Source organism: Kineococcus sp. NPDC059986 (genome assembly GCF_040702905.1).
Classification (GTDB): Bacteria; Actinomycetota; Actinomycetes; order Actinomycetales; family Kineococcaceae; genus Kineococcus.
Window position 1 is genome coordinate 37090 of record NZ_JBFBND010000007.1, and the last position, 12751, is coordinate 49840.

At 72.1% G+C, this 12751-nt stretch carries 15 protein-coding genes and 1 riboswitch; of the genes, 5 read left to right on the top strand and 10 right to left on the bottom strand.

The features are described 5' to 3' along the window. The first annotated feature begins 142 nt into the window (after positions 1-142). Positions 143-649, top strand: a complete 507-nt coding sequence (locus AB0637_RS07450) for a helix-turn-helix domain-containing protein (protein WP_366170896.1) — start codon at positions 143-145, stop codon at positions 647-649. A gap of 199 nt (positions 650-848) precedes the next feature. Here AB0637_RS07450 and AB0637_RS07455 read toward each other — a convergent pair whose 3' ends face one another. Next, entirely contained in the window at positions 849-1091 is a 243-nt protein-coding gene (locus tag AB0637_RS07455; RefSeq protein ID WP_366170898.1) for a helix-turn-helix transcriptional regulator, read from the bottom strand. Beyond that, entirely contained in the window at positions 1091-1570 is a 480-nt protein-coding gene (locus tag AB0637_RS07460; protein ID WP_366170900.1) for a DUF2975 domain-containing protein, read from the bottom strand. Before AB0637_RS07460 ends, AB0637_RS07455 begins: the two co-directional genes overlap by 1 nt. Positions 1571-1753: 183 nt before the next feature. On the opposite strand from AB0637_RS07460, the gene AB0637_RS07465 reads away from it, so the two are divergent. Beyond that, a complete protein-coding gene (locus AB0637_RS07465; RefSeq protein ID WP_366170902.1) occupies positions 1754-2272 on the top strand; it encodes a hypothetical protein in 519 nt (172 codons plus the stop codon). Between the two features lie 405 nt (positions 2273-2677). Here AB0637_RS07465 and AB0637_RS07470 read toward each other — a convergent pair whose 3' ends face one another. Continuing rightward, complete coding sequence (locus tag AB0637_RS07470; protein ID WP_366170904.1) at positions 2678-3052, bottom strand: nuclear transport factor 2 family protein; 375 nt, start codon at positions 3050-3052, stop codon at positions 2678-2680. Positions 3053-3209: 157 nt separating this feature from the next. Between AB0637_RS07470 and AB0637_RS07475 the strand changes: the two genes are divergently transcribed. Next, positions 3210-3662 (top strand): hypothetical protein, encoded by a 453-nt coding sequence (locus AB0637_RS07475; RefSeq protein ID WP_366170906.1) that lies wholly within the window; start codon positions 3210-3212, stop codon positions 3660-3662. A 42-nt stretch (positions 3663-3704) separates the two neighbouring features. Here the strand turns inward: AB0637_RS07475 and AB0637_RS07480 are convergent, their stop codons facing one another. Continuing rightward, positions 3705-4037, bottom strand: coding sequence for a hypothetical protein (locus AB0637_RS07480; RefSeq protein ID WP_366170908.1), 333 nt, complete (start codon positions 4035-4037; stop codon positions 3705-3707). A 214-nt stretch (positions 4038-4251) separates the two neighbouring features. Between AB0637_RS07480 and AB0637_RS07485 the strand changes: the two genes are divergently transcribed. Next, entirely contained in the window at positions 4252-4500 is a 249-nt protein-coding gene (locus AB0637_RS07485; RefSeq protein WP_366170910.1) for a type II toxin-antitoxin system prevent-host-death family antitoxin, read from the top strand. Between the two features lie 8 nt (positions 4501-4508). Next, the gene (locus AB0637_RS07490; RefSeq protein WP_366170912.1) at positions 4509-4877 is read left to right on the top strand and encodes a PIN domain-containing protein; all 369 of its coding nucleotides are present in this window, start codon (positions 4509-4511) and stop codon (positions 4875-4877) included. Positions 4878-5079: 202 nt separating this feature from the next. Here AB0637_RS07490 and AB0637_RS07495 read toward each other — a convergent pair whose 3' ends face one another. The 6 genes from AB0637_RS07495 to AB0637_RS07520 all read right to left on the bottom strand — a co-directional run bounded on the left by AB0637_RS07495 (position 5080) and on the right by AB0637_RS07520 (position 12156). Then, positions 5080-5460 (bottom strand): hypothetical protein, encoded by a 381-nt coding sequence (locus AB0637_RS07495; RefSeq protein WP_366170914.1) that lies wholly within the window; start codon positions 5458-5460, stop codon positions 5080-5082. A gap of 37 nt (positions 5461-5497) precedes the next feature. Then, positions 5498-6610, bottom strand: a complete 1113-nt coding sequence (gene proB, locus AB0637_RS07500; protein ID WP_366171081.1) for a glutamate 5-kinase — start codon at positions 6608-6610, stop codon at positions 5498-5500. A 76-nt stretch (positions 6611-6686) separates the two neighbouring features. Then, positions 6687-8207: a GTPase ObgE gene (gene obgE / locus AB0637_RS07505; protein WP_366171083.1), complete on the bottom strand. Its 1521-nt coding sequence runs from the start codon at positions 8205-8207 to the stop codon at positions 6687-6689. A gap of 100 nt (positions 8208-8307) precedes the next feature. Next, positions 8308-8562, bottom strand: a complete 255-nt coding sequence (rpmA, locus tag AB0637_RS07510) for a 50S ribosomal protein L27 (RefSeq protein ID WP_366170916.1) — start codon at positions 8560-8562, stop codon at positions 8308-8310. A gap of 6 nt (positions 8563-8568) precedes the next feature. Beyond that, the gene (gene rplU / locus AB0637_RS07515; RefSeq protein WP_179749490.1) at positions 8569-8880 is read right to left on the bottom strand and encodes a 50S ribosomal protein L21; all 312 of its coding nucleotides are present in this window, start codon (positions 8878-8880) and stop codon (positions 8569-8571) included. A 129-nt stretch (positions 8881-9009) separates the two neighbouring features. Continuing rightward, positions 9010-12156 carry an Rne/Rng family ribonuclease gene (locus AB0637_RS07520; RefSeq protein ID WP_366170918.1) on the bottom strand — a complete coding sequence of 1049 codons (3147 nt, stop codon included), beginning with the start codon at positions 12154-12156 and terminating at the stop codon, positions 9010-9012. A gap of 417 nt (positions 12157-12573) precedes the next feature. Continuing rightward, a riboswitch (SAM riboswitch) is annotated at positions 12574-12664 on the top strand. The last annotated feature ends 87 nt before the right edge of the window (positions 12665-12751 follow it).

The following is a 12751-nucleotide window of genomic DNA, read 5'->3' on the forward strand; positions in this document are numbered from 1 at the left end:
GTGCGTTCGGGTGCGGTAAGTTGAGACCGTTCTCAACTCCGCCGAGCTTAACTTGAGACCGGCCTCACTTTCCACTGGAGTCGCCGTGCCCCCCCCGCCTGGCCTACGTCGAGACGCACAGGCGAACCTCGAGAAGCTTCGCGTGGCGGCCCTGGCGGTGTTCTCGCAGCGGGGACTGTCCGCTCCTCTGGAGGACATCGCCCGCGAAGCCGGGGTGAGCATCGGAACCCTCTACAACCGCGTCGGGTCCCGAGAGGAACTCATCGACGCCGTGGTGGACGACATCGCCGGCGAGAAGCTCCGCACGCTCAGGGAGCGGACGCTGAGCCGGGACTCGCCCCGCGCACGGCTGGAGACGTTCATCCGCGAGATGATCGACCTGCAGCTCAGCGACCCGGCCATGAACGACGCCATGCTGCGGCGCTACCCCGACGCCGTGCTCCTCATCAACGCCCGTGAGCGCTCCATGGCCCTCGGGGCAGAGCTCGTCGAGAACGCCCACTCCGCCGGCGTGCTCGCGCCGGACTTCACCCCCGATGACCTCATGGCCTTGTTGTGGATGGCAGGAATGGCGAGCCACGACCCCGCCGCTCCGGACGGCTGGCGTCGAGTCGTCGACCGCAGCATCTCCGCCGCCTGGACCGGATGACTCAGGCCGACCGGACCCGGTGTCGCACTCGGCGATGGTCGCGGCGTCTTCCCAGGACTCCACGGTCCTCCCGCAGTGCGCACGGTCATCCCGCGTGGTGCGCGGTCTCGAGCTGGCACCGACGTCGCCGACATGACGAGTTGCGAGTGTTACTTCGGCTGTCGAGTGGGTACGGTCGATCGCTCAGCAGCGGTCGCCTTCAGGCGACCGGCAGTGGATGGGAGACCTCCGCCGCTCCGTCCGGGACCCAGCGCAGCACATCGCCCGGCTGGCACTCCAGCACCCGGCAGATCGCGTCCAGGGTCGAGAACCGCACCGCCTTGGCCCGTCCGTTCTTCAGCACCGCCACGTTCGCCGGCGTCAGGCCGATGCGGCGGGAGAACTCACCCACCGACATCTTGCGCCGGGCCAGCATCACGTCCAGGTCGACGACCACCGCCATCAGACGACCTCGGCCATCTCGCGCTGCAGCACCGTTGCCGAGACCAGCAGCCCGCGCATGACCAGCATCAGCAGGACGAAGCACGCTCCACCGACCAGGGAGGCGGCTTGGACGACCAGCGCGAACGGGCCCCCGACCCCGACCCAGCTGACCAGGTGCGTCACGGTGCCCACCGTGACGACGGTCCCCACCGCTGCGGCGGCGACGATGACGTCCACCCACCGCAGCGCCGCCGGGTCGAAGATCCACCCCTGGTCGACCATCGCCAGCAGCTTCCACACCGCGACCAGCGCGGCCTGCACGCACGCTAGGACCACGATCACCGCGATCGTGTACGGCACCGCCAGGTGGGCCAGCTCGGGGTACATCTGCGCTGACTGCGACGCGGCGACCGGGGCGTAGACCACCTGCCCGAACGCGGCACCGGCGCCGAGGAGGACCAGGCAGAGGCGTACGGCGCTGATGACGTTGGCGTTCACCTATTGATGATCAGCCGCTACCTATCGAAAAGCAATAGCTAGCGAGGTGAGGTCCATATGGAACGACCTCGCGGTCATCCCGCGGTGCGCGCGAAGCGCACGGTCATCCCGCGGCTAGGGCTGATCGGGTGACGGTGCCCGGTTCGACAAGCCGGGCGATGGTGTCCTCACCACACTTCAGTCGTGCTGACGCAACGCTGGCTCCAAGCGCCATGGTGGGTGCTCTCCCTTGCCCAAGGCGCCCTGTTCACCATCATCTTCGCCGCCGGCACCGCCTTGACCGAGCAACGACCATTCGGCTCTGCTCTGCCCGCCTCCCTCATCGCCGGGGTCATCTTCGGTGCCCTCATGGGCCCCAAGAGCGCCCGCCTGCGCCAGGACATGCTCACCGGCCTGCCAGCGGCTTCCCCTAAGCAGCGCGCAGCCGGGATGCGCGCCGCCCGACGTGGTCCTGCCCCCACCGATCCGGCCGTTCGGCAGGTCGCCGTCCACATTGCCGAGCAGCGTCTGGCGTTGACGTTGCGAGGGCAGCGGCGACAGCTGTTGATCTTCGGGCTGGGCACGATGGGCTACGCAGCGGCAAGCACGTGGTGGTCGCGGTGGTGGCTCATCGGCACCGCCGTCTTCTTCGCCTTCTTCGTCACCTCACTGCACGAGCCCAGACGCTGGCTGCGGCGACTGGCGATCCTGACTTGCTCCTGAGCCGCCACCTCACGGTCATCCCGCATTGTGCGCGATCATTCTGCCGTGCAGAACATCTCGCAGAGACGCAGACGACTCATCTTGGGTGCCACCTTCGCAGTCATCGGTCTCGGCACGTTCGGCGGCGGTCTGATCGCAGGGCTGGCCGGCGAGAGGTGGACTTGGTCACCTGTCACGCGCGGTCTGGTGTGGGGCGCGATCAGCGCTGCGACCATCGTCGCCTGGTGGCTTTGGATCAGGCGTCGCCTCTAGCCCGATGGCGCACTTCACGCGACCCGCGCGGTGCGCAGCGCACGGTCATCCTGCTGGTCGCGCGGAGGCGCCCTCGTGCCGCGACCCGAGCGCCCTCACCGACAGCCGCCCCCGCGGAAGGCCACACCGCAAGCCCACGCCGGAGCCCACAGCTCACTGGACCACGACACCCTGAGCCTGCAGGACTCGCCACGCCCCTTCCTCCCGCACCCACGTCCGCGTGTACGCCATAACCGCATCCAGCCTCGAACCCCAGGCTTCACCCCTCAGGTGGAGCCGAACGCGGGTGAGCCCGACATCACCCAGGTCCGTGACCGACCGGTCGATCTCGATGACCTCACGCAGGCGGAGCGCGCCAGAACGGTGAGCCTCCAGGTCGGCTTCTTTGCCCACCTCAGCGCCATCTGGCCCCACGAAGACGACGTCGGAGTGCAGGAGCGCGTCCAAGGCCGTCACATCACCCGCCCGCAGGGCGTCCTGAAGCCTGCTCTCCGCAGCGCTCAACGTCTTGTCGGTCGATGTGGCCACAGCGGCCAAGGTAGTGGCCAGCGCCAGGTCAGCCGTATCGCGACGACGTCTCGCACATGTCGCCGATCCATCGCTCTTGACGATGTTCAGACGCGATCATGGTGTGCCGCGGCTTCACGGTCATCCCGCAGACCAGCAGGTCGTCGACCGTCCGCACATGGCGAAGAGCGAGTTCAGTCATCGACTGAGGGAAGGTGGTCGGACCATGGACGAGCTGAATGCTGAGGACCACGACTCCATCCGCCGCGCAGGTCAGGAGCTCCACCGACAAGGTTGGAGAACGGTCTTCACCCTGGACGAAATGATGCGGAAGTGGACGTGGTTCGTCGGAGCCGTGGAGAGGGGCTACACGGACAACGTCTTCGAGTACATCAACGACAACATGTGCAGGGACTGGATCGAGAAGGCCTGGCCACTGCTCACCGAGCGCGTCCGCACTGCTCATCAGCTTGAGCTCGAGACGTTGGACACACGCTTCCGTGCTGCTACACGCGAGGACGTCGACAACGCACTGCAGATCAGAGGCTTCAGCGGCTACTGGTGGCAGCGGCGGCTACCGCTGCGGCGCATCGGCGAGTTCGCCAGGGGCGTCGGCGACCCCACCGACTGACCGCTCATCCCGGCTGCGGTCGACGTCACGGTCATCCCGCACTCAGTGCGCTGTCCCTTCCAGGCCCCAGCCGACCGGGTCAGCCATCCACGCCTCCAAATCGGCCGCCGTCCGGAAGCGCCACCGCACCCAGCGCGCCTCCTCATGCGCTCGCACCAAGACGTCACCGGGGCGGAGAGTCGGCAACGAGTACAGAGAGGCGTCGACCTCGACCAGGTGCCCGAAGTGGCACACCAGCACGTCCTCCTCGCCTTCGTCGGTGCGCGGGTAGGCGAACAGGGCGCCGTAGTCGTCAGACGCATCCGCCGGGTCCAGATGAAACCGCCCTAGCACCGCGACGAGCTCGCCGGCAGCCGCCAGCGCGGTCGTCGTCACGGGTTCCTCCGGAGTAGGGGTAAGGCCCGGCTGTCGCTTCCACGGCCACTTCACCTGACCACGGTGGCAGCTCCGGCAGCTCAGCCCATGCCGGCGCCACCTCACGGTCATCTCGCGGTGCGCGCGAAGCGCACGGTCATCCCGCGATCCGTCGCATGCTGGATCCCAGTCACGACCCAACCCCACGATGTAGCACAAGTGCTACCTTGGCTCCATGACAGTCGTCGGCCTTCGCGAGCTGCGCCAACAAGCCTCCGACCTCGTCCGTCGCGTCGAAGCAGGCGAAGAGGTCACCATCACCGTGGCCGGCCGAGCCAGCGCTCGACTCGTCCCCGCCAACGCACGGTCCTGGCGCACCTGGAGCGACATCGAAGAGCTCTTCTCCGGCCCCGCGGACCCGACGTGGGAGCAGGACCGAGACCTCATCGACTCCGAGATTCGCGACCCTTGGGAGCCGCGGTGAGAGCGGTCATGGACACCAGTGTCGTCATCGCCCGCGACATCGGTCCCCTCCCCGGAGAACTGGCCATCAGCTCCGCGACGCTGGCCGAACTGCACTTCGGCGTCCTGGTCACGACCGACCCGGCGGTCAGAGCTGAACGGTTGCGACGCCTGTCCCTCCTGCAACGACGGTTCGACGCCCTGCCCTTGGACGAAGCCGTCGCCGCCAGCTACGGGCACCTGGCCGCTGCGGTTGTCGCAGCGGGCCGGCAACCGCGCGCTCGAACGATGGACCTGCTCATCGCCGCAACGGCCCACGCACACGACGCTCGGCTCTACACCCGCAACGCCGCAGACCTCAAAGGCGCAGACCAGCTCATCGAGATCGTCTCGGTGTGACGAGCCCGGGCCCGTGAGCACGACGATTGCGCGGTCATCCCGCGTTCTGCGATCAGCACTGGAGGTCAGCAGCAGGTCCTCGTCGTCACCGACCCAGCGCCCACCCGTCCACACACGACTCCCCCAGCTGCCGAGTCCGACGTGGTCAGGGTCTGGCGCACCGCCCGGGCAACACCTCGTCGTGAGCCGGACCGTCCCGGGGTCACCAGGGCGCGATGTCACCGATGAGGTCGAGGGAGCGGGCCCGGCGCGCGGGGCGGCGGTGCCGGGAGGCGGCCTGGGCCTCGACGCGGTGCTCCACCGTCGCGCGGTCGACGACCTCGATGCCCGCGACCGACCAGTTCGGCAGCCCCGCGCTCACCCGGTGCTCGGGCCACAAGCGCAGCGCCATGGCGGCCGCGTCGTCCACGTCGCGGGCCTCGTCCCAGTAGCGCAGCTCGGCGCGCGTCGCGCTGTACCGCACGCTCGAGAGGAAGGGGTGCTCGGTCAGCAGCCGGTCCAGGGCGGACCGCACCTCCGCCACGTCGGTCGCGTGCCCGGCCACCGTCAGCGTCACCGACCACAAGGGCATCGACTCGCCCACCACGGTCCCTTCCGTTCGCACCGGCCGCCGGTCTGCCTCAGCGTCCCAGGAGGACCAGGTGGTCCCGGTGCACGACCTCGCGCTCGTACGCCGGACCCCACTGCCGAGCCAGTTCGCGCGTCGTGCGCCCGAGCAGGTCCGGCAACTCCTCCGAGGAGTAGTTCACCAGCCCGCGCGCCACGGCGTGGCCGTTTCCGTCGACGAGGTCGACCGGATCACCCGCACGGAACCGTCCGGACAGGCCGACGACCCCCGCGGGCAGCAGCGAGGACCGGTTCGACCGCACCGCGCGCACGGCCCCGTCGTCCAGGACGAGCCGCCCCGCCGGGGCGGCCGCGTGCGCGAGCCACAGCTGACGTGTGCTGCGCCGGGCCGCCCGCGAGGCCGGCACCGAGAACCACGTCCCGACGTCGTCGCCGCCGAGGGCCTGCGCGGCCAGCGCGGCCGACGTCACGAGGGTCGGGACCCCCGCGGACGTGGCGATGCCCGCGGCCTCGACCTTCGTCGTCATGCCCCCTGTGCCGACGCCCGCCGCACCCGCCGACCCGACCGTCACGTCGGCCAGGTCCTCGGGCCCGCGCACGTGCGCGATGCGCCGCGCCCCCGGCTGCGAGGGCGGGGCATCGTAGAGGGCGTCGACATCGGAGAGCAGCACGAGGGCGTCGGCCCGCACGAGGTGCGCGACGAGCGCGGCGAGCCGGTCGTTGTCGCCGAAGCGGATCTCGTGGGTGGCCACGGTGTCGTTCTCGTTGACGACCGGTACGACCCCCAGGCTCAGCAACCGTTCCAGCGTGCGCTGGGCGTTGCCGTAGTGGGTGCGGCGCACGACGTCCTCGGCCGTCAGCAGGACCTGCCCGACCGTCAGCCCGGCGTGCCCGAAGGCGCGCGCGTACTCGGCGAGCAGCAGCCCCTGGCCGACGCTGGCGGCGGCCTGCTGGCTGGCGAGGTCGCGCGGGCGCTTGCGCAGCCCCAGGGGCGCGAGACCGGCCGCGATGGCCCCGGAGGAGACGAGGACGACGTCACCACCGCCCACCCGGCGGCGAGCCAGGACGTCGACGAGGGCGTCGAGCCGGGTCGCGTCCAGCCCACCGGCCGCGCTCGTCAGCGAGGACGAGCCCACCTTGACGACGACGCGGCGCGCCCCCGCCAGGTCCTGCCGGCGGACGACCGACGAGGACCCCGGGGCCGCGGACGCGGCCGTGGTGGATCCGCCCACGCCGCGTCCCTCAGTCCTCGTCGTCGGCGGTCCAGTGCCCGGCGAGGCGCTCGGTCTCGAGCTCGCCGCGGGCGGCGGCCTTGGCGGCGCGCCGTTCGCGCTCCTCCTCGCGCTTGGCCGAACGGGTGGGCCGCGACTGGTCCTCCAGGCGCAGGTCCGACCCGCGCTGCCCGAGCACCTCGGCACCCGCGACCATCGTCGGCTCCCAGTCGAAGACGACCGCGTTCGCGTCGTCGCCGATGACCACCTCGGCGCCCGGGGTCGCGCCCTTCTTGAAGAGCTCGTCCTCGACGCCGAGGCGCGCGAGGCGGTCGGCGAGGTATCCGACGGCCTCGTCGTTGTTGAAGTCCGTCTGGCGCACCCAGCGGCGCGGCTTCTCACCGCGCACGCGGAACCGGACCTGCAGGTTCTCGGGGTCGCCGTACTCCTCGCGCGTGACCGTGAAGCCGGAGGCGTCGACGGCGGGCGGGTTGAGGACGATCCGGGTGGGCACCGCCTCGGGGGTGGCCGCGCGGGAGGCGGCGACGAGCTCGGCCATGGCGAACGACAGCTCGCGCAGTCCCGTGCGGGCGACGGCGGACACGACGAAGACGGGGGCGCCGCGCTTCTCGAGGTCCTCGCGAACGATCTCGGCCATGTCGACCGCGTCCGGCACGTCGGCCTTGTTGATGACGACGATGCGCGGGCGGTCCTGCAGCGGCACCGTGCCGTCGTCGACGGTGTAGGCCGCGAGTTCCTTCTCGATCGCCTCGAGGTCGCTCACCGGGTCGCGGTCGGACTCCAGCGTCGCCCCGTCCAGGACGTGGACGAGCGCCACGCAACGCTCCACGTGGCGCAGGAAGTCGAGCCCGAGGCCGCGACCCTCGCTCGCGCCGGGGATGAGCCCGGGGACGTCGGCGACCGTGAAGCGGGTCGACCCGGCCTCGACGACGCCGAGGTTCGGGACGAGCGTCGTGAAGGGGTAGTCGGCGATCTTGGGTCGCGCTGCGGACATGGCCGCGACGAGGCTGGACTTGCCCGCGCTCGGGAAGCCCACGAGGGCGACGTCGGCGAGCGTCTTGAGCTCGAGCACGACGTCGGCGGCCTCACCCGGCTCGCCGAGCAGCGCGAACCCGGGCGCCTTGCGCTTGGTCGTCGCGAGCGCCGCGTTGCCCAGGCCGCCGCGGCCGCCGGGCGCCACGACGTAGCGGGTGCCGGGACCGACCATGTCGGCCAGCAGCTCCCCCGAGGACGACCGGACGATCGTCCCGTCCGGGACGCCGATGACGAGGTCGTCGCCCTCGGCCCCGCTGCGGTGGCTGCCCATGCCGAACCGGCCGTCGGGCGCGCTGCGGTGCGGGCGGCGGTGCAGGTCCAGCAGCGTCGTCACCTGCGGGTCGACCTCGAGGACGACGTCACCGCCGCGGCCCCCGTTGCCGCCGTCGGGCCCGCCGAGGGGCTTGAACTTCTCGCGGTGCACCGAGGCGCACCCGTTGCCGCCGTCACCGCCGGACGCGTGCAGCACGACGCGATCGACGAAGTGCGTCGACATGGTGTTCTTCTCCTCGAACTGGGGGGACGTGCGGGTGGAACGCACGAAGGGCGGACCGGATCACTCCGGTCCGCCCCTCGTGTTCACGACTCGTGCGTCGTCACTCGCCAGCGACGATGTTGACGACCTTGCGACCACGACGGGTGCCGAACTCGACGGCCCCCGGGATCAGCGCGAACAGCGTGTCGTCGCCACCGCGGCCCACACCCGCACCGGGGTGGAAGTGGGTGCCGCGCTGGCGGACGATGATCTCGCCCGCGCTGACGACCTGGCCGCCGAAGCGCTTCACACCGAGGCGCTGCGCGGCGGAGTCACGACCGTTGCGCGAGGAGCTCGCGCCCTTCTTGTGTGCCATCTGACGTCACGCCCCGATGCTGGTGATCTTGACGCGGGTGAGCTTCGCGCGGTGACCCTGACGCTTGCGGTACCCGGTCTTGTTCTTGTACTTGAGGATGGTGATCTTGGGGCCCTTGGCCTCCTCGACCACCTCGGCGACGACCTTGACACCCGCGAGCGCCGAAGCGTCGTGAGTGACGGTCTCGCCGTCGACGAGGAGCAAGGGCTGCAGCTGCAGCGTCTCCCCGCTGGCCACGGGGACCCGGTCGATGGTCAGCACGTCGCCGACCGAGACCTTCTCCTGCCGGCCGCCGGCGCGGACGATGGCGTACACCACAACGAACCCGTTTCTCTCGTCACGAACTGGAACGCCACCGGACCGCACACGCAGTCCGAGGCTCGCGCACGACGGCGCACCAAGGGGTAAGCGTACGGAACGCCTGCCCCCGGGGTCAAAACGACGCCCTCACTCCCCCGCCGGCGAGGCCGGCTCGGGGGCGGAGGTGTCCCGTTCCCGCCGGCCGGCCGCCGCGACGGCGGCGATGGCGGCGAGCACGGCGGAGTCCTTGGGCGGCTCCTCGCCCTTGCCCTCGGGGCCGCCCTCGGCCGCCTCGGCCCCCTCGGGACGGCCCGCGTCCTCGGTGGAGCGGTCGCGACCGCGGCGGCGACGGGACTTGCCCGAGCCGTTCCCGCTGCCGTTCGCAGCACCGCCGGTGCCCCCGCCGTTGTTCCCGCCGCCGGTGCCACCGCCGCCGCTGTTCCCGCCGCCCGAGGAGACGGGCTGCGGCTGCGGCGCGGGGTTCGCGTCGGCGGCCGCGTCGAGCTCCTCCAGGACGGCGGCCAGGCCCTGACCGGTGCGCTTGCGCGTCATCTGGACGAGGCCCAGCGACGTCACCTCGGCGACCTGGTGCTTGGTCCGGTCCCGGCCCAGGCACTCCACGAGCCGGCGCAGGACGAGGTCGCGGTTGGACTCCAGGACCATGTCGATGAAGTCGATGACGATGATCCCGCCGATGTCCCGCAGCCGCAGCTGCCGGACGATCTCCTCCGCGGCCTCGAGGTTGTTCCGCGTGACGGTCTCCTCGAGCGTCCCGCCGGCCCCGGTGAACTTCCCGGTGTTCACGTCGATGACGTGCATGGCCTCGGTCGGGTCGATGACGAGGGAACCGCCCGAGGGCAGCCAGACCTTGCGGCCCAGCGCCTTCTGCAGCTGCTCGTCGATCCGGTGGGCCGCGAAGACGTCCTGCGACCCCTCCCAGCGCTCGAGGCGCTCGCCGAGGTCCGGGGCGACGTCGGCGACGTACCCGTGGACGGCGTCCCAGGCCTGCTCGCCGGAGACGACGACCTTGGTGAAGTCCTCGTTGAACACGTCGCGGACGACGCGGACCGTGAGGTCCGGCTCGCCGTGCAGCAGCAGCGGCGCGTTCTTGCTCTGGGACTTGGCCTGGATGGCCTCCCAGGTCGCCTGCAGGCGCTGGACGTCGGCGCGCAGCTCGTCCTCGTGGACGCCCTCGGCCGCGGTGCGGACGATGACGCCCGCGCCCTGCGGCACGACCTCCTTGAGGACCTTCTTCAGCCGCGCACGCTCGGTGTCGGGCAGCTTGCGGGAGATCCCGGTCATCGACCCGCGCGGGACGTAGACCAGGTAGCGACCGGGCAGCGAGACCTGGCTCGTCAGACGGGCCCCCTTGTGCCCCACCGGGTCCTTGGTGACCTGGACGAGGACGGGGTCGCCCGACTTCAGCGCGGCCTCGATGCGCCGCGGCTGCCCCTCGAGCCCGGCTGCGTCCCAGTTGACCTCACCGGCGTACAGGACGGCGTTGCGGCCCTTGCCGACGTCGACGAACGCGGCCTCCATGCTCGGCAGCACGTTCTGGACGCGGCCGAGGTACACGTTGCCGACCATGGTCGTCTGCGCCTGCTTGGCGCCGTAGTGCTCGACGAGGATGCCGTCCTCGAGGACGCCGATCTGGGTGCGGTCGTCCTGCTGGCGCACGACCATGACCCGTTCGACGGCCTCGCGGCGCGCGAGGAACTCGGCCTCGGTGAGGATGGCGCGCTTGCGGCCGGCCTCGCGGCCCTCGCGGCGGCGCTGCTTCTTGGCCTCGAGCCGGGTCGAGCCGCGCAGCGCGGTGATCTCGTCCTCGCCCGTGCCAGGAGTGCTCGCGGCGGCCGTGCTGCGCGGACGGCGCGGTTCGCGGACGCGGGTGACGGTGTTCGGCGGGTCGTCGCCGGCGACGTCCTCGGACTCGCCGGAGCCCCCGCGACGGCGACGACGGCGACGGCGGCGCGAGGAGCCGGACTGCTCGTCGCCGTCCTCGGAGCCTTCGGCCGCGTCGTCGGAGTCCTCGTCGTCCTCGGCGGAGCCGCCGTCGGTGGTGGAGTCCTCGGCGTCCGGGTCGTCGCGCTCGTCCCCGCCGTCGCGGCCGCGGCTGCGACGGCCGCGGCCCCCGCGGCGACGACGACGGCGCGGTGCGCCACCGTCCTCGTCGCGCGTGTCGTCGTCGTCCTCGTCGGACTCGTCGTCCTCGTTCTGGTCCTCGGCGTCCTCGTCGTCGTCCGCCTCGTCGGCGTCCTCGGTCTGCGGGCGGCGCACACCACGGGAACGACGCAGGTCGCGCAGGCTGTCGAGCACCTCGTCGTCGCGCGAGCGCACGTCGTGGGTGGTGTCCTCGAGGTCGTCGACCTCGTCGACCTGGTCGCCGTGCTCGTCCGCACGGGCCGCGGGCGGCGGGCCCGCGGGGGCGGAGGCGCGACGGCGACGCGAGGGGGTCTCGGCGTCCGGGGCCTGGAAGAAGAGAGCCGTCGCGCGGGCCGCGGCGTCGGTGGTCCGCTCGGGGGTGGTCTCGGCGACCGCGTCCCGGCGGCGGGCGCCGCGGGCGAAGCCGGCCGCGCGCACCAGGACCGGGTCGTCCATGAGGTCGGAGGGCTCGGTCGGCGCCTCCGCGGGGGTCTCGACCGGGGCGTCGACGGGGGCCTCGAGGGGGGCCTCGACGGGGGCTTCCTCCACGGGCGCGTCGGCGGCGGCCGCGACGACCGGCTCCACGGCGGGTTCCGCGGCGGGGGTCTCCACGGGGGCCGGCGTGCCGGCCGACTTGCGCGCACGACGCCGACGCGGGGGCGCGGTGACCTCCACCGGGACGTCCTCGGCGGGGGTGTCGGCAGGGGCGGCGACGGCACCGGTCTCCGCGACTGCCGGGATCTCCGCGACTGCCGGGGTCTCCGCGACTGCCGGGGTCTCCGCGACTGCCGGGGTCTCGGTGCGCGCTTCGGCGGCGGGCGTCTCGGGCGCCGCGACCTTGCGGACGGCGCGGCGGGCCCGTCGCCGCGGGGCGGGAGCCTCCGCGTCCGGGGTCACCTCGGGGGTCGCCTCGGGCGCGGGCTCGCTGGCGACGTCCGGGGTGACCGGGGTCTCCGCCACGGGGGCGGCGACCGCTGCGCCGTCACTGGTGTTCTCGGCGGTGGTCTCGTCGGTGGTCGCGTCCACGTGGGCGGGCGGACCGGCCGGCCTGCTCGCGGCGCGACGGCGGCGGGGCCGCGTCGCCCCGGTGCCCGTCGCGGACGCGGTCGTCGCGCCGTCGGTCGTCGTGTTCTCGTCGGGTGTGCTGGTCACGGGTGTGCTCCGCTTCGCCCGCAGCTTCCGCGCCACCGGTCGTCCCCCGCGGACGCTCGGGCGTCCTTGTCGGAATCGCCGGGCGGGTCGACCCGCACCCGACGGAAGTCCTGGTGCACCGGAGGGGTCGCGCGACGCGTGCTCCCCCCGGAGCCGCCGGCGGTCGTCGTCAGGGGAACGGGCCGGGGCGCCAGCGAGGTCCTTCCACCAGACCGCGGCGCTGCCCGGGACCCACGCACCAGGCGACGGTCTCGACGGCGGGCCGCCCGCCCGGTGTCGGGGAACGCGCGACCGTCTTCAGTGTGGCACAGCCCGGTGCCGCACAGCCCGCCCGCCGTGACCCTGCGCACTCGCGCCCACCGCCGGCGCCTCTCGGAACGTTCCCGGAAGGGCAGGGGGTCCGCTACGCTGCGACCAACACCATCCAGAGTGGCCGAGAGTCCTGGCTCGACGACGCCACAGCAACCACCGCGTGAGCGGCAGGTGCTCCCGCCAGGGACGATGGAGGACTCGCGATGCACAGCCGTACCCGTCTGACCCGGCGTTACCACGTCGACCTCGCGCGCACGGCCTCGATGGTCTGTCGCCCGGGCTC

What these genes read in the sequence shown, in the direction of transcription:
- obgE (WP_366171083.1), bottom strand. Translation starts at nt 8,207, where the DNA reads ATGTCGACGCACTTCGTCGATCGCGTCGTGCTGCACGCGTCCGGCGGT.
- AB0637_RS07475 (WP_366170906.1), top strand. Translation starts at nt 3,210, where the DNA reads ATGGCGAAGAGCGAGTTCAGTCATCGACTGAGGGAAGGTGGTCGGACC.
- rpmA (WP_366170916.1), bottom strand. Translation starts at nt 8,562, where the DNA reads ATGGCACACAAGAAGGGCGCGAGCTCCTCGCGCAACGGTCGTGACTCC.
- AB0637_RS07485 (WP_366170910.1), top strand. Translation starts at nt 4,252, where the DNA reads ATGACAGTCGTCGGCCTTCGCGAGCTGCGCCAACAAGCCTCCGACCTC.
- AB0637_RS07455 (WP_366170898.1), bottom strand. Translation starts at nt 1,091, where the DNA reads ATGGCGGTGGTCGTCGACCTGGACGTGATGCTGGCCCGGCGCAAGATG.
- AB0637_RS07490 (WP_366170912.1), top strand. Translation starts at nt 4,509, where the DNA reads ATGGACACCAGTGTCGTCATCGCCCGCGACATCGGTCCCCTCCCCGGA.